This is a genomic window from Tsuneonella deserti (genome assembly GCF_014644315.1).
Taxonomy (GTDB): Bacteria; Pseudomonadota; Alphaproteobacteria; order Sphingomonadales; family Sphingomonadaceae; genus Tsuneonella; species Tsuneonella deserti.
Genome location: NZ_BMKL01000001.1, coordinates 1,474,625 through 1,490,001, shown reverse-complemented (window position 1 = coordinate 1,490,001; position 15,377 = coordinate 1,474,625). Strand labels below are relative to the sequence as shown.

The following is a 15,377-nucleotide window of genomic DNA, read 5'->3' as shown; positions in this document are numbered from 1 at the left end:
GTCCCCGCCGGTTCGTTACCGGGCGCCGGCGCGCTGGATCATGGGTTCGAGCGTCTGCCAGGTCTGAGTGCCGACGCTGGCGCCATTGATGAAGAACCACGGGGTGCCCGTCACGTCGAGCTCGGACGATTGCTTGTCCGAATCTGCGGCGATCTTTGTCGCGGTGTCGGTCTTGGCGAGGCAGGCCTTGGCCTGATCGCGCGAGATGCCGCGCTGGGCGAAGAAATCGTAGAGGCCGGCGCCTTGGGCGATGCCGTCAAAGCGGGCAGGGCCCTGCGCCTTCATGGCGGCCTCCATCGCGCCGCTGTTTGCGTTGACCGCATCGAACATCGGCTTGAGATTGCCCCAACCCTGTTCCGCCAGGGCATGGAACGCCTCCGGCCCCGCGCAACGCGCCAGGACGGCAAAGGTCAGGTCGATCGGATCGTGGATCTGGTTGCGGATTTCGTAGCTCACCCGACCGCTGTCGACGTACTTGGTGCGCAGCGCCTCGCTCGCGTTTTCCGAGAACTCGGCACAGTGGCTGCAGGTATGGCTGGCGTATTCCACCAGCTTTATCGGCGCGTTGGGGTTACCTTCGACCACGCCGCCTTCGGGGGTGAAGGAAGCGACATCGGACCATGCCTGTCCTTCCGGAGCGGGGATCGCCGCGATCGGCTTGCCTTCCGCGACTTCGCCTTCCTTCGGCGTATCCTTCGAATTGCACCCTGCAAGAGCAAGGGTGGCGACGATGGCGAACGAGGCGAGGCGGAAGCGTTTCATGCAGGATCTCTTCTGATGACTTGCGGGAAAGGTAGACTCTTGCAGGGCTGCGGTGAAGCGCGCCCGGTTTGTTTCCACAGGCGCGCTAGGTCGCGCTCAGCCGCGCGTCGAGGAATGGCCGCAGCAGCCCCCAGGTATAGACTCCGGTAAGCAGCGCCCCGTCGATCGCGAAGCTGGGGGTGGACTGGATGTTCCACTTCTTGTCATCGGCCACCGACTGCTCGCCGAGCGCCTTGGCGCGCGCATCGTCTGAAAGGCACTTGTCCAGCGTGACCCGATCGTAACCCCGCGGGACCATGATATCGTAGAGGTGAAGGTCGCTGGCGATCGCCCGGCGCCGCGCGGACATGGCCCCTCCATACCAACGCGCCTTCTGGCCCTCGGTCGCCTTTTCGGCGAGCGGCAACCATTTGGGCTGGGCGAGGATCAGCGCAGTGTGGTTGCGGGGAAATTTCGCGGCCGGCCCGCAATTGGCGAGCATGGCCACCGTCAGGTCGACGGGGTCGCGGACGACGTGGCGGACGTCGACCTGCACCTTGCCGCTTGCGGTATAAACTTCGATCGCACTCGAGGCTTCCTGCGCGAAATGCCCGCAATGGGGACAAGTGTAGCTGACGAATTCGGTCAGCTTCACCTTTGCGGCGGGATTGCCGATCTTGTGTCCACCGCCGGCCGTATCGACCACCGTCAGCCAGTTAGGCTCGGCCGTCGCGGAAGTGGCGGTCAGCGCGGCCACCGCGGCCAGCGCCAGACGAGCGATCTTCATCAACTGTTCTCCTGTCCCCCAAGCGAGCGAGCCAGCGATTCGAGCACTGCGCGCAGCTCGGGATCGCCGATGTCGCGCAGGCTATCCCCCAGCTCGATCGGGATGGGCTTGAGCGAGGGCGGTCCTGCAGCGGGCGCTTCACCACGCGGGGGATTAACCGACCCTTGCCGCAGCTTGACCCTGGCGACTGCCTTGTATCCGAAGAAGCGGTTCACACGCTCCATGATCTCGGGGATGACATGCTGGATCAGCGGCGCGTGGGCCGGCAGCACCACGAGCTGCAGGATGCCTTCGGATTTCTCCCCCGGTGCGAACCGGATCGATTCCGGCGCGCACACCTTGGCATGATGTTCACCCACGATCTCGGGCCAGCGCGTTACGACGCTGGACTGCACGAAGCCGAACCGGCGGAAAGCCGATCGTCCGACCTGCGGGGTCAACTCGGAGATCGGGCGCGCAGGTCCCCCGCGCGGCCTTTCGTAGCGGCGCGGTTCGGCCTTCAGGCCCTTGCCGGATTTGGCATATGCGTCCCGTTCCATCGTCGACGAGGCCATGCCATAGGCGCGCGGTGAGCGCCAGTTCCACCACCATCATCCATGGGACTATCGCGAGCGATCTGCTTGCCTGGTACGATGCACACGCTCGGGTGCTGCCTTGGCGCTCCCCGCCTGGAGCCCCGCCGCCCGAGCCTTACCGCGTGTGGCTGTCCGAAGTCATGCTCCAGCAGACAACCACCGCTGCCGCCGCGCCCTATTATGCAAAGTTCATCGACAGGTGGCCGACAGTGCAAGCGCTGGCAGCGGCAGACGAGGCGGAGGTGATGGCCGCATGGGCCGGGCTGGGTTACTATTCCCGCGCGCGCAACCTGGTCGCCGCCGCGCGCGTAGTGGCGGAGCGAGGCGGCTTTCCGGAGACCGAAGCGGGATTGCGCGAACTTCCGGGCGTCGGGGCCTATATCGCAGCCGCGGTGGCCGCGATTGCCTTCGGACGCCGCGCGGTGGTCGTGGACGCCAATGTCGAGCGTGTCGTGGCCCGGCTGTTCGCGATCGGCGAGCCGATTCCGGGCGCACGCCGGGCAATCCGGTCGAGCACCGATGATGTCACCCCGAGTGGCCGTGCGGGCGATTTCGCGCAGGCGATGATGGACCTCGGCGCGACGATCTGCACCCCGCGCGCACCCCGGTGCCTGCTCTGCCCATTGGCGGGAAGCTGCCGCGCCCGGCAGGCCGGGATGCCGGACAATTACCCGCTCAAGCTGCCTAAAAAGGCCAAGCCGTCGCGCGCCGGCACCGCGTTCTGGATCGAACGCGAGGGGGCCGTCTGGCTGGTGAGAAGGACAAGGGCGGGAATGCTCGGCGGAATGCGCGCGTTGCCGGACGATGGCTGGTCCGCCCGGCAGGACGGATCGGGTAAGCCGCCCTTTGCGGGCAGGTGGCGCAATGCGGGCGCGGTGCGCCATGTCTTCACCCATTGCGCATTGACGCTGTCGGTGCGCTCGATCCGAGCCACGCGAGATCCAGCAGGAGAGGGAGAATGGTGGCCGGTGGCGAACCTCGAAGGAGCCGGATTGCCGACCTTGTACGCCAAGGCGGCGGCACGGGCGCTAGATGATGCCGCCACCCAGGCTGAGACGGATCGCGGCGATGACCAGCACCACGAGGCACAGGTTTCGCCCGCTGTTTGACCGCGACAGCGCGCCGATGCCGGCGCCCAGTACCGCGAGCGGCAGGACTACCCAGTTGCCCCACCCGAGCAGCGGTATGGCAGAGGGGATTGCCAGGATTAGCGCGAAAAGCCCGATCAGCACGGAAACGATGTTCAGCATGTGTCTTATATGGATAGGACACTGCGCTCTTGCAAGGCCGATTGACCGGGCCACCGCCTTGCCCCAAATCCGGATGAAACTGGTCACAGGGTAGACAGATGGCATTGAGGGACCTGGATGGGCCGCAGATCTCGCGGCGCTCCCTGCTTCGTTCGGGGTTCGTGCTGGGGGCGGGCGCCGCGCTGGGTGGCTTTCCCTTGGGCCGGGCGGTTTTTGCTCAAGACGCGGGGCGTTGGCCGAGCGTGGCCAGGCTGTCCGAAAGGTACGTCTCGGCACGCAAGGTCGCCAACGTGGTGTCCGCGATCGGCTTCGGGCAGGCTGCGCCCGACGTCGTCGCGGTCGGGAACCTTGCTCTCGGGCAGGAGGGGCCAGCCGGGTTCGACAGCCTCTACCGCATCTACTCGATGACCAAACCGGTCACCGGCATGGCGGCGATGATCCTGATCGACGAGGGTCTGCTCGGCCTCGACCAGCCGGTCGCGGAAATCCTGCCGGCTTTCGCGGAAATGCAGGTGCAGAAAACCTACGACGGGTCGATCACCGATCTCGAGCCGGCGAAACGGCCGATCACGATCCGCAACCTGCTCACGCACACCGCGGGGCTGGGTTACTCGATCATCCAGAAGGGGGCGATCAAGACCGCTTATGAAAAGGCCGGGCTGATCCCGGGACAAGTGACGAAGCTGCCGATCGCGGCCGCTTTTGGCCGCGGAAAGGCTGTCGGCAGCCTTGCCGCGTTCGCAGACGGCCTCGCCAGCCTTCCGCTCGTGGCGCAGCCCGGGACACGCTGGTCCTATTCCGTCGCGCTCGACCTTATGGGTCGCGTCATCGAGGTCGCGTCCGGCCAGCCTTTCGATGCGTTTCTGAAGCAGCGCATCTTCGAACCGACCGGGATGGGCAGCACGTTCTTCCAGGTGCCCGCGAGTGAGCTGGGGCGGCTGACGACCAACTACGGCGTGCTCGAAGGGCAACTCGTGCCCATCGACCCGCCGACGCAGTCGATCTACGCCGATCCCCCGCCATTCCCGATGGGCGGGGCCGGGCTCGTGTCGAGCGCGCGCGACTACGACCGGTTCCTTCGCATGCTCGCCGGATACGGCAAGATCGATGGAAAGCGGGTGATGAGCGAGCTGGCAGTGCGCGTGGGCACGTCCAATCTTCTCCCCGATGGGGTCGATACCACCGGCACTTTCGCGGACGGCGCCGGCTTCGGGGCCGGCGGCCGCGTCGGGCTTGGCGACCAGGCGGGAACCTATGGTTGGGGGGGGGCTGCGGGGACTGCGGCGTTCGTCGATTTCCGGCACGGCCTGCGGGCGACGATGATGACGCAGTACATGGCCATGCCCGGTTATCCGCTGACGGACGAATTCACGCAGGCCGTGCGGGTGGACGCCGCCGCGCTGACCGGCGGAAAGTAGGCGCGTGGCGCTCGCCTTCACCGGGTCGCCGCTCGACCGTGCGGACCATGTGCGCGCCGATCCTGATGCCCTCGCTGGCCACATGAACTGGCGCGCGCGATTGCTTCTCCTCGACGGGTTGATGCCCGGGGTGGATGAATTGGGAGGCCTCGCCTGGGGGAGCCTCGCCGATGCACCCGAAGATTGCGAGCTGGTGTTCCTGGGGCTTGAAGCCGGAGAGTCGGGAAGCGCGCGGGCCTGCTTTGCCGCTGTCCCCCAGTCCGGCGACTCTTCGCCGCGCCTGGCAAATCCTGCGCTGTGGCAGCTCATGGCGACGCTCCCGCCAGGTGATCTCGCGTTGTATGGAGGAGCCCGCAGCATCTGCGACTGGCACGCCAGGCACCGGTTCTGCTCGTCCTGCGGAGGCAACACCACTATCGCCAAGGGCGGGTGGCAGCGTGGCTGCGGCACGTGCGGAGCTCAGCACTTTCCGCGGGTGGATCCGGTCACCATCATGCTGGTGGAAAACGACGGCCGTCTGATGCTCGGCCGCGGCCTCGGCTGGCCGGAGGGCCGCTTCTCGACCCTCGCCGGGTTCGTCGAACCGGGCGAGAGCATCGAGGAAGCGGTCGCGCGCGAAGTGCTCGAGGAATCTGGCCTGCGGGTGCGCGACGTCCAGTATGTAGCCAGCCAGCCGTGGCCTTTCCCCAGCCAGCTCATGCTGGGCTGCTACGCGATGACGGACGACGACGAAGTGGTGATCGACACGACCGAGCTTGCCGAAGGGCGTTGGTTCACGCGTGACGAAGTCGCCGCAGCGCTGGCTGACGATCCCGATGCACCGTTCGGCGCTCCCCCTCGCCATGCGATTGCGAACCACCTGATGCAATGGTGGCTCGACCGATGAGCGCGATGGTCACGATAGACATCTGGTCCGACGTGATGTGCCCGTGGTGCGTCATCGGCTACAAGAACCTCGAACGGGCGCTGGCGACGTTCGAGGGCGAGATCGAGGCGGAAATCCGCTGGCTGCCGTTCGAACTCAATCCTGACATGCCGCCGGAGGGCGAGGAGAGCCGCGCGCACATCGCCCGCAAGTATGGCCGAACGCCCGAGCAGGCTTCGGCAGGAGCGGCGATGATGGCCGAGCGGGCACGGGTGGCGGGATTTCCGTTCGACTACACCGGTCCGGGTGAAGCGCCGCCCGCGATGCTGTGGAACACCTTCGACGCTCACAAGCTGCTCCGCTGGGCGCTCCAAAGCGCCGGCGCGGAAGCCCAGACGCGGCTCAAGCTGGCACTGTTCGCGGCCCACTTCCAACAGCGGCGTAACATGGCCGACCGCGAAGTGCTGCTGAACGTCGCCCAAGCGAGCGGTTTCGATCGTCAGCAGGCGAAAGCGGGTCTGGACGATTCCGGCATCGCCCAGGAGGTCAGGGCCGAGGAACAGCGCGCGTTCGACCATTCTGTAAGCGGTGTGCCGGCGATGGTGATCGACGGGCAATTCCTGGTTCCCGGCGCCCAGGAGCCGGAAACCTACGTCAATGTCTTGCGAAAGGTCGTCGCCCGGAGCGGATAGTTCAATCGCCTGAAGTCGGCATCGAGGCTATCGTCTTTTCGCCCTTGAGCTCGTCCCGGGCAGGATTGTCCGAACCTTTCACCCGGTCGACCTCTTCGCCGACCAGGTTGCCCTCCAGCGATCGTTCTTCCGAGCGCGTGCCGACATCGCGGGCAAGGTTGCCGCCCCAACGGTCGTTCTGGGCAGTCGAGCCGCCGCTTCCCTGCTCCAGGGAATCGATCAACTCGTTATCGGGATGGGGTTTGCGTTCGGTCATCGTTCGTCTCCTTGGATAGGAAACGGCGCCCGACGCGCGAATGTTCCGCGTTACTGGATCAGCAACCGGACCCCCGAGACCGCGAGAATGGCGGCCAGTGCCCATTGCACGAACCGGTCCGGCGAGCGAGAAGACAGCAGGCTGCCGGCGACCACTCCGGGAATCGATCCGACGAGCAGTGCAAGCAGAAGGCGTCCATCGACGCTGCCGATCAACCAGTGACCGGCTCCGGCCAGCAGCGCGAGCGGAACGGCGTGGGCGATGTCGGTGCCCACTATGCGCGACACCGGTACCCGTCGGTAGATCATCAGCAGGATCGTTGCACCGATCGCTCCTGCACCCACGGACGTGATGGTGACCAGCACACCGAGCACCGCGCCGAGCGCTACGGTCGGCAAGAGAGTGCGGCTCGAGTGAACGATGGTGTGAGTGGCGCCGTAGGCCATCAGCCGCCGTTGGAAGAGGAGCCCGATGGACGTCACCACCAGCAATGCACCGAGCGCGATCAGGATGACGTGGCTGGTGTTGGTCCCGATGTGAATAAATGTGTTGAGAGCCGATATTGTTAGCACGGCGGCGGGCATGCTCCCGATGGCAAGACGCCGTACGATACGCCAGTCAACGGTGCTGTGCCCGTGATGTATTCCCACGCCGACGATCTTGGTGATCGCCGCGAATAGAAGGTCGGTGCCCACGGCGGTCTGCGGAGCTACGCCGAACATGAGCACCAGCAGCGGCGTCATGAGCGAGCCACCGCCGACCCCGGTCAGCCCGACGAGAAAACCCACGAGGAGACCCGCGAGCGCGTGCGGCAGATCGATCGAAGCGAACAGGTCCATCGCATGCCCCCGCGGTTCGGCGTGATACTGGCCCGCTCGCGCCTGCTGCGCAATCGCAGTTATTTCCTCGTCAAATCAGGCCGAGCTTGGTCAGACGGCCGGCAAGGCGCCCCGGGATCGCGTCGCCGGGCACCTCTCCGTCTTCGAGGTCACGCGGGGCATCGCGATCCTGAAGGTAGCGCCAGCCTTGGTGGGCGCGCTTGTGTTTGGGCTCGACGAGGATCAGCCGCGGCTGAAGCCGAATGGTCCAGTGTCCGTCCGGCCGTTGGGCGAAGCCGAGGATTTCGCAGCGGGCGACGACGGCATGGTCCATGATCCAGTATAACGAGCCGCCGATCATCTCCGCATGACGCTTGGGCAGGTATCGGGTGCGCATATGCGCCTCGTCCTCCGCCTCCACCCACTCGCGCAGCGCCTCGATCGATTTCGAGCTGTAGGCGATTTTTGTCATGTGGAGCGGCATGATCGTCGAAATAGTCGGGCTGACAGTGGCCTCAAGCCCTATCCAACGAGGCCGCTGGCGACTGCCAGGCCGAGGAACACGAGGAAGCCCATCGAATCGGTCGTCATCGTCACGAAAATGGAGGATGAGATTGCCGGGTCCGCTCCCAGCCGTTCGAGCGTCAGCGGGACCAGGACCCCGGCGATCCCGGCAATGACAATATTCGTCAGCATGGCCATGCCGATGACCGCACCGAGCATCGGGTGGCCGAAGATCAGGCCGACGGCGAGCCCGATCACCAGCGCCACCGTGGCGCCGTTCAGCAGCGCGATGGACAGTTCGCGGCGGACCGCGCGCCATACGTTGCTGGCCGTGAGCTGGTTCGTCGCCAACGCGCGAACGGTCACCGCCAGCGTCTGGGTCCCCGCATTGCCGCCGATCCCCGCGACGATCGGCATCAGCACGGCAAGGGCCACCATCTGCGCGATGACGCTTTCGAACCGCGAGATGACGAAGGATGCGACCGATGCGGTGGCGAGGTTCGCCACGAGCCAGCGCACCCGCGCGGTATAGGCGTCGCGGATGGGTTCGTTGATGTCGCCGTCACCCGCGCCGGACAGCAGCAAGACGTCCTCACCCGCTTCCTCGGAAATGATGTGTACGACGTCGTCGGCCGTCATCTGCCCGACCAGCCGCCCGCTCTCGTCCACCACGGCCGCCGAGATCAGCGCGTACTTCTGGAACATGTTGCCGACCTCTTCCTGGTCGGCAGTAACGGGGATCAGCGTCTGGTCGCGCTTCATGACATCAGCAAGGGCGATGTGGCGCGGGGTGCGCAGGATCCACGACAGCTGGCAGGTGCCGACCGGCTTGTGCGCCGGGTCGACTACGAAGACCTCCCAGAAATCGGTCGGCAAGTCTCCCCGGTCGGTATCGCGCAGATAATCGATCAGGTCACCGACCGTCATGTGTTCGGGCACCGCTACGAACGCCCGGCTCATCAAGCGACCGGCGGTCTCCTCCGGGTAGGCGAGCGCGCTCTCGATCGCGGCCCGATCCGCAGGCTCCATTTCGGCCAGCACGGCCGCCTGGTCGGCCGCATCGAGGTCTTCGATCAGCTGGACCGCGTCGTCCGTCTCGAGCTGTTCGGCTATCCCTGCCACCGTCTCGGGCGGCAGGGCCTCGATCATGCCATCGCGCACGAAGTCGTTCAGCTCTGCGATGACTTCGCCGCTAAGCAGGTCGGTGATCGCGGAGGCCAGGCGCGGACGATCGTCCGCGTCGACCAGTTCGAACAGGTCGGCCACGTCGGCAGGGTGAAGCGGCTCGACCAAATCGTAGACGCGGCCCTTGTCGCCGGCATCCAGCGCCTCGACGACGCTGCGGACGTAGCTGGTCTTCAGCCGGTTTTCTTCGTCATGGCGTTCGTCATCGATGCGATCGTCGGGACGTCCGGCTTCCTCGCCAGGGCGCAGTTCATCCGGGAGGGTATGCTCGTCCGCCATCGGCTTCGGGCTCTACGAGGCCGACCCGCGACTGGCAACGGAAACGCAAGCGACGGGTGACAACGTGCGCCGCTACTCTATATCGGCCCGCAGATATCGAAGGAGATGCCCGATGGCTGACGAAAAGCTGACTTTCACCCTCGACACCGGCAACGGGGAGGGCGGCGACGTCGTCATCCGCCTGCGGCCCGATCTGGCTCCCGACCATGTCGCGCGCATCACCGAGCTCGCCCGGGAAGGGTTCTACGACGGCGTTGTATTTCACCGCGTGATTCCCGGCTTCATGGCGCAAGGCGGCGATCCGACCGGAACCGGCATGAGCGGCAGCAGCAAGCCCGACCTCAAGCAGGAATTCAGCGCCGAACCGCACGTCCGCGGCACCTGCTCCATGGCGCGGACCAACGATCCCAACAGCGCCAACAGCCAGTTCTTCATCTGCTTCGACGACGCGCGCTTCCTCGACAAGCAGTACACCGTGTGGGGCAATGTCGAGAGCGGCATGGAGCACGTCGACGCGCTGCCCAAGGGCGAGCCGCCGCGCCAGCCGGGCAAGATCGTCAAGGCCACCGTCGGCTAGACGACTGACGGTCGCGCATGACATCATCGGGTGAACCGCCGGGAGCCGGCGAACCGGCACTGCCGGGCGACGCCCGGATGCGCTATTGGCGTCCTGCGCCTGCGCTCGCCCACCTGGTGAGTGGGTATCATCTCTATGCGCTCGATCCCCCGGCGGGCGAGCGCCAGCGCGACGTGTTCCAGCCCGCCTGGCCCAGCGTTCGGTTTACTTTCGGCGACGGGGACTGGTGCGTACGCCAGCCAGGCGAGCGTTGGCAGCCGGTTGGAAAGCGATCGCTGTTCGGTCCCAGCAGCCGGGTGACGTGGTCCGAATCCGCCAAAGGGATGACCATCGGCATCGGCCTGAGGCCCCGTGGCTGGGCTCGCTTTTCGTGCGAAGCTGCGGCCATCTGGGCGGACCGCGTCGACAATCCGGGCAGGGCCTTGGCGTTCGACCCGGCGGAGCTCGAACAGCTGCTGATCGCTGTCACGGACGATGCGGAGATACCTGAGCTGTTCGACCGCTTTCTGCTCACCCATGCGGGCGCCGATGACGAGCGCGATGCGATCGTCGGAGCAGTCGAGGCAGCGCTGCTCCATCCCGAGCTTGCCAGCGTGACGGCGCTCGCGGACCAAGTCGGCATTTCGGCCCGTTCGCTGGAACGGCTCAGCTTGCGGGCATTCGGATTTACCCCCAAGCTCCTGATGCGTAGGGCGCGTTTCCTGCGCTCACTCCATGCCATCGCCGACGCCGCGGTTTCCGCTCGTGCGACTGCGATCGATCCGGGCTATACCGACTACTCGCATTTCGTTCGGGACGCGCAGCACTTCCTTGGCATGAGTCCGCAAGCGTTTCTAAAGCTCGATACGCCGCTGCTGCGGCAGTCGCTCGCGTTGCGGCGCGCGGTTCTGGGAGCGCCGGCGCAGGCACTAGCTGATCCAGCCTCGACGGGCGAGCCGCCTCGTATCGGTCCGGTATCTGACTGACCGGATGGGACAGCGGCGTTCCCGTAGTCCGTCGAAGGCGCCGGACGTGCCGGCCGCACCTGCTATCCGTGACTTTCCTTGCGCGCTGGCTACCGAGCCACGCCTTGTGATGTGGCCGCCGCAGGATGACCTCGCGCCTTTTGTCAGCGGCTATCACCTCTACGTCGTGGACAACAACGACGGAGAGCCGCAGCGCGGGGCATTCGAGCCCGCACTGGCGAGCCTTCGCATTGCAGTCACCGGCGGGGCAAAGTGGCAACTCCGCAAGGCGCGCGGGGATTGGTTCACGCCGCCGCAGGTATCGCTGTTCGGTCCGACCAGCGAGGTCGTCTGGTCTCAGTCAGGAGCTGGGTTCCTGGTGGGCGCGGGAATTCGCCCACGATGCTGGCCACGCCTTTTTTCGGCTCCCGCCGGTCACTGGGCTGACCGTATCAGCCAGCCGCCATTCGCTCGCGCGGAAGCGCTTCAGCTCATCGAAACCCACTTCAGCACGCTTCAGTCGGACGACGACGTGCCGAGGGCATTCGACGCCGTGATCCGTGCCTTGCTCCATCCGCCGGGTGCCGACGACACTGCTATCGGGCGGATCGAGGCGGCCCTGGTCGATCCCGCGATCACTTCCGTCGAGGAGCTGACGCGGGTGACTGGCCTGTCCCTGAGGCAATTGCAGCGCCTCGCGCGGCGAGCATTCGGGTTCCGGCCGAAAGTCCTCCTCCGGAGGGCGCGGTTCCTTCGCTCCCTTCATGCGCTGCGCGCCGCCGGCCGACGGGAGGGCGCCACCATCATCGATCCAAGCTATACCGACTACTCGCACTTCATTCGCGATTCGCACTTCTTTCTCGGCATGTCCCCCCAGGCATTCCTCGAGCGCGACATGCCTCTGTTGAAGCGGTCGCTCGAGTTGCGGGCAAAGGTGCTGGGCACGCCGGCCCAGGTGCTCGACCCCGTGCCGCCCGCGAGGTCAACCTCCCCAGGCCGCACGGATCTGGCTTAGAGGCCCGCGCCTACCAGCCAGTCGTGAAACAGCCGCACCGGGCGTTGGTCCAGAGCGCGGGGACGGCACACGAACCAGTATGAATAGGGACTCGCCACATCGATATCGAACAAACGCGCGAGACGCTTGTCGCCCGCGCGCTTGAAATGGTCGTCGTGCATGATTGCGATGCCGAGCCCTTGCGCCGCGGCCTCGAGGATCAGTTGGCCCGAATCATAATGATCGACGGCCGCCGGCTCGAACGGCTGCAGCCCGAGCGCTTCTCGCCATGCAATGAAGCTGTCCGGCAGTTCATTGTGGACGAGGAACGTCTGCTTGGCGAGCTGCGAAGCATCGGGTGCGGAACCGAGCTCGGCAGCCAATTCGCGCGATGCGATGGCGAACACACTGTTGTGATCGAGCCGGACCGAGTGGAACGTTGGATCGGGATCGGTCATCAGTACGATTGCCGCATCAAGCGTGTCTCCTACGCGGTCGAGCAAGTGCGGCCCCGTATCGATATCGATATGCAGGCGAGGGTGCAGTTTGCGCAGCTCCGGCAGCCGCGGGAACAGCCGCTGTCCGCCGAACAGGGGCAATACGCCAAGGTGCAGACGCATGACGCCCAGGTTGTCCGACTGGGCCTCGACCGCGCCGGCGAGCGCTTCGATGTGCGGGGCGACTGCATCGTAGAAGGCGCGCCCGTCGTCAGTCAGCTGCATCGTCTGGTGCGCGCGGGTGAACAGCTTCCGGCCGACGAATTCCTCAAGCGTCAGGATGCGGCGCGAAAGCGCCGAAGGGCTGAGGCCGAGTTCGGCCGCCGCGGCGCGGGCGGATCCCAGGCGGACAACGCGCAGGAACGCTTCGAGAGCGCGGAGGGGCGGCAGGCGGCGGGTCATCGAACGAAAGTGGTTGGACCGGGGCAGCTTGTCGAGCAGCTTTTTCGCAAGTGCGAAGGTTGGCCCGCTATTCCTCCGGATCCTCCCGATTTTCAGGGGGATGGAGACGGAGCCGCTTCACGTGCGTCTCGTCAGCGTCGGTGACCTCCATTCGCCAGCCGCTGGGGTGAGTGACCACCGTGCCTATGGCAGGCACCGATTCGGCAAGCACGAAGGCGAGGCCGCCCAGCGTGTCGACTGCTTCTTCGACTTCGGCCAGCCGCGGGTCGATCCGTTCGGCCACGTCTTCGAGCTCTGCGCGCGCATCGCACTCCCACGTTCCGCCAGGCAAGGCGATGATCCACTCCTCCGCCGCTTCGTCGTGCTCATCCTCGATGTTGCCCACGATCTCCTCGACCAGGTCCTCGATCGTGATAAGGCCGTCGGTCCCGGAGTATTCGTCGACCACGACCGCGAGGTGAACGCGCTGCTGGCGCATGTCGGCCAGGACGTCGAGGGCATTGCGCGCCTGGGGAACAAACAGCGGCTGGCGCATGAGTGTCGTCCAGTCGGCCGGCGGGCGCGCGGAGGTTGCTATGATCGGGAAGACATCCTTGATGTGCATCATGCCGATGACCTCATCGAGCGTGTCGCGATAGACCAGCAGGCGCGAGTGCCCGTGCTCGGCAAACGCGGCGACGACTTCCTCCCACGTTGCCGCCGCGTTGAGGGCGATGATCTCGCCGCGCGGAATCGCCACATCGTCGGCGTCATGCTCGCTGAAGTGCAACAGGTTCTTGAGCATCTGCCGTTCGACCGGCGAAAGGTCGCCATCTGCCGTCGGGTTCGCATCGTCGCCCGCCCGGGCTGCGGCATGCTCATCGATAGCGTCCTCCAGCTGAGCGCGCAGGCTTCGCTCCCCGTCGGCGGTATCGAAGAAGCGGCGGATCGCGAGCCACAGCCCGCGGTTACTGTCGGCTTCTCCCGCTGGAGCTTCGCTATCGGACATTGCGGTCGTAATTCCCTGTTGCCTCAGCCGTTCCCGTAGGGGTCCGCGACATTCATAATGCGGAGCGCGTCGATTTCGAGCGCCTCCATTGCTTCTGCCTCGCCATCGGCCTGATGATCGAATCCTGCAAGATGCAGCAGGCCATGGATGATGAGATGGGCGGCGTGATCCTCGATGCGGACACCCTTTTCCGCGGCTTCGCGCGCGCAGGTCTCATAGGCGAGGGCAATATCCCCCAGCATCTCCGGTCCGCCGTCCGCGGCAAGCGAAAGAAGGTCCGCACGTTCCATCATGGGAAAGGACAGCACGTTCGTCGGCGCATCCTTCATCCGCCATTCGCGGTTAAGCGCCTGCACTTCCTCATCGACCGTGAACAGGACATCGGCAGAAAGCCGCTGGTTGGCCAATTCGGGCGCCACCTGCTCGGTCGCCTCGAGCGCGCGTTCGGCAAGGTCCGCCCAATCGAAAGGGCCAGGCCAGCCGTCGATTTCGATGCCCAGCATCATGTCAGGCGCCGGGTCCTTCGTAGGCCTCGACGATGCGCCCGACGATCGGATGCCGCACCACGTCCGCTGCGGTGAATCGGCTCACCGCCACGCCTTCGATGCCTTCAAGCTTCTCCACCGCGTCGGCGAGGCCGCTCGTGCGGTCGCCGCCCGGGATATCCACCTGCCGCGGATCGCCACACACCACCATGCGGCTGTTCTGGCCGAAGCGGGTGAGGAACATCTTCATCTGCTCGCGCGTGGTGTTCTGGGCCTCGTCGAGGATCACGAAGGCGTCCGCCAGGGTGCGGCCGCGCATGAATGCGATCGGCGCGACTTCAATGACTCCGCTGGCGATATGGCGCTCGACCTGTTCGGGCGGCATGCAGTCATACAGGGCGTCGTACAGCGGACGCAGGTAGGGATCGACCTTGTCCTTCATGTCGCCGGGGAGAAAGCCCAGCTTCTCCCCCGCTTCGACCGCCGGGCGCGAGAGGATCAGACGTTGCACGCTGCCTGTGATCAGCTGGCTGACCGCCTGCGCGACTGCGAGATATGTCTTGCCGGTGCCAGCGGGGCCGAGCGCGAAGATGATGTCCTCGCTCGCCAGCTGCTGCATGTAGGGTATCTGGCCCGCGCTTCGAGGCACGATGGTCTTGCGGCGGGTGCGGATCATTACCGGTGGGGCATCCGAGCTGCCGCGAACGATACCCTCGAGCGTGGGTTCCACCGACATCGCGATCAACGCTTCGATCGCGCCTGCGTCGAGCTCCTGTCCCATCGCCAACCGGTCGTACATGGCCTGCAGGGTATCGCGAGCGCGGGCGACCGCATCTTCGCTCCCTTCGATCTGCACACGGTCCCCCCGGGCGGAGATAAATACGCCGAGCCGGTTTTCCACCTGAACGAGATTGGCATCGAACTGACCGAACAGCGGCCCCAGGAGCGATTGGTCTTCAAAGGCGATCTCGCTGCGCGCGCGGCGCGGATCCCTCAACGGGGTCGGGGAAGGCGAGGGCGCCATTCCGGCGCGGGCGGGTTTGCGAGCCATGCGCTCCTTTCGTGTGAAAGGGAAACTTAGGACGCTGTTTCGCCAACACAAGCAGGGCAATCGAGCCAG

19 protein-coding genes are annotated in these 15,377 nt (G+C 65.7%); 7 read left to right on the top strand and 12 right to left on the bottom strand.

Going from position 1 to position 15,377, the window contains the following annotated elements:
- Positions 1–15: 15 nt before the first annotated feature.
- The 3 genes from IEW58_RS07085 to IEW58_RS07075 form a co-directional block, all read right to left on the bottom strand.
- Complete coding sequence (locus IEW58_RS07085) at positions 16–762, bottom strand: thioredoxin domain-containing protein (protein WP_188644490.1); 747 nt, start codon at positions 760–762, stop codon at positions 16–18.
- A gap of 85 nt (positions 763–847) precedes the next feature.
- Positions 848–1,528, bottom strand: coding sequence for a thioredoxin domain-containing protein (locus tag IEW58_RS07080; protein ID WP_188644489.1), 681 nt, complete (start codon positions 1,526–1,528; stop codon positions 848–850).
- Entirely contained in the window at positions 1,528–2,067 is a 540-nt protein-coding gene (locus IEW58_RS07075; protein WP_188644488.1) for a DUF721 domain-containing protein, read from the bottom strand. Before IEW58_RS07075 ends, IEW58_RS07080 begins: the two co-directional genes overlap by 1 nt.
- A gap of 29 nt (positions 2,068–2,096) precedes the next feature.
- On the opposite strand from IEW58_RS07075, the gene IEW58_RS07070 reads away from it, so the two are divergent.
- Complete coding sequence (locus tag IEW58_RS07070; RefSeq protein WP_229658481.1) at positions 2,097–3,212, top strand: A/G-specific adenine glycosylase; 1,116 nt, start codon at positions 2,097–2,099, stop codon at positions 3,210–3,212.
- Here IEW58_RS07070 and IEW58_RS07065 read toward each other — a convergent pair.
- Positions 3,132–3,353, bottom strand: a complete 222-nt coding sequence (locus IEW58_RS07065) for a hypothetical protein (RefSeq protein ID WP_188644486.1) — start codon at positions 3,351–3,353, stop codon at positions 3,132–3,134. The two genes, IEW58_RS07070 and IEW58_RS07065, sit on opposite strands and share 81 nt — an antisense overlap.
- Before the next feature lie 98 nt (positions 3,354–3,451).
- Here IEW58_RS07065 and IEW58_RS07060 point away from each other — a divergent pair, with 98 nt between their 5' ends.
- The 3 genes from IEW58_RS07060 to IEW58_RS07050 all read left to right on the top strand — a co-directional run bounded on the left by IEW58_RS07060 (position 3,452) and on the right by IEW58_RS07050 (position 6,328).
- Positions 3,452–4,771 carry a serine hydrolase domain-containing protein gene (locus tag IEW58_RS07060; RefSeq protein WP_188644485.1) on the top strand — a complete coding sequence of 440 codons (1,320 nt, stop codon included), beginning with the start codon at positions 3,452–3,454 and terminating at the stop codon, positions 4,769–4,771.
- A gap of 82 nt (positions 4,772–4,853) precedes the next feature.
- Positions 4,854–5,657, top strand: a complete 804-nt coding sequence (gene nudC / locus IEW58_RS07055) for an NAD(+) diphosphatase (RefSeq protein ID WP_188645705.1) — start codon at positions 4,854–4,856, stop codon at positions 5,655–5,657.
- Complete coding sequence (locus IEW58_RS07050) at positions 5,654–6,328, top strand: DsbA family oxidoreductase (RefSeq protein WP_188644484.1); 675 nt, start codon at positions 5,654–5,656, stop codon at positions 6,326–6,328. Before nudC ends, IEW58_RS07050 begins: the two co-directional genes overlap by 4 nt.
- Before the next feature lies 1 nt (position 6,329).
- Here IEW58_RS07050 and IEW58_RS07045 read toward each other — a convergent pair whose 3' ends face one another.
- The 4 genes from IEW58_RS07045 to mgtE form a co-directional block, all read right to left on the bottom strand.
- A complete protein-coding gene (locus tag IEW58_RS07045; protein ID WP_188644483.1) occupies positions 6,330–6,584 on the bottom strand; it encodes a hypothetical protein in 255 nt (84 codons plus the stop codon).
- A gap of 50 nt (positions 6,585–6,634) precedes the next feature.
- Complete coding sequence (locus tag IEW58_RS07040; RefSeq protein ID WP_188644482.1) at positions 6,635–7,423, bottom strand: sulfite exporter TauE/SafE family protein; 789 nt, start codon at positions 7,421–7,423, stop codon at positions 6,635–6,637.
- A gap of 70 nt (positions 7,424–7,493) precedes the next feature.
- Positions 7,494–7,886 carry a DUF1489 family protein gene (locus tag IEW58_RS07035; RefSeq protein ID WP_188644481.1) on the bottom strand — a complete coding sequence of 131 codons (393 nt, stop codon included), beginning with the start codon at positions 7,884–7,886 and terminating at the stop codon, positions 7,494–7,496.
- A 38-nt stretch (positions 7,887–7,924) separates the two neighbouring features.
- Positions 7,925–9,370, bottom strand: a complete 1,446-nt coding sequence (mgtE, locus tag IEW58_RS07030; RefSeq protein ID WP_188644480.1) for a magnesium transporter — start codon at positions 9,368–9,370, stop codon at positions 7,925–7,927.
- A 112-nt stretch (positions 9,371–9,482) separates the two neighbouring features.
- Between mgtE and IEW58_RS07025 the strand changes: the two genes are divergently transcribed.
- From IEW58_RS07025 to IEW58_RS07015, 3 genes are all read left to right on the top strand, one after another.
- Positions 9,483–9,947, top strand: coding sequence for a peptidylprolyl isomerase (locus tag IEW58_RS07025; RefSeq protein WP_188644479.1), 465 nt, complete (start codon positions 9,483–9,485; stop codon positions 9,945–9,947).
- Between the two features lie 17 nt (positions 9,948–9,964).
- Entirely contained in the window at positions 9,965–10,912 is a 948-nt protein-coding gene (locus tag IEW58_RS07020) for a helix-turn-helix domain-containing protein (protein WP_188644478.1), read from the top strand.
- A 109-nt stretch (positions 10,913–11,021) separates the two neighbouring features.
- A complete protein-coding gene (locus IEW58_RS07015) occupies positions 11,022–11,906 on the top strand; it encodes an AraC family transcriptional regulator (protein ID WP_188644477.1) in 885 nt (294 codons plus the stop codon).
- Here the strand turns inward: IEW58_RS07015 and IEW58_RS07010 are convergent.
- From IEW58_RS07010 to IEW58_RS06995, 4 genes are all read right to left on the bottom strand, one after another.
- The gene (locus IEW58_RS07010; RefSeq protein ID WP_188644476.1) at positions 11,903–12,784 is read right to left on the bottom strand and encodes a LysR substrate-binding domain-containing protein; all 882 of its coding nucleotides are present in this window, start codon (positions 12,782–12,784) and stop codon (positions 11,903–11,905) included. The genes IEW58_RS07015 and IEW58_RS07010 overlap by 4 nt on opposite strands.
- Before the next feature lie 67 nt (positions 12,785–12,851).
- Positions 12,852–13,772, bottom strand: coding sequence for a hemolysin family protein (locus tag IEW58_RS07005; protein WP_188644475.1), 921 nt, complete (start codon positions 13,770–13,772; stop codon positions 12,852–12,854).
- 23 nt (positions 13,773–13,795) lie between these two features.
- Positions 13,796–14,278, bottom strand: coding sequence for an rRNA maturation RNase YbeY (ybeY, locus tag IEW58_RS07000; protein ID WP_188644474.1), 483 nt, complete (start codon positions 14,276–14,278; stop codon positions 13,796–13,798).
- Position 14,279: 1 nt separating this feature from the next.
- Positions 14,280–15,308 (bottom strand): PhoH family protein, encoded by a 1,029-nt coding sequence (locus tag IEW58_RS06995; protein WP_188644473.1) that lies wholly within the window; start codon positions 15,306–15,308, stop codon positions 14,280–14,282.
- Positions 15,309–15,377: the final 69 nt, after the last annotated feature.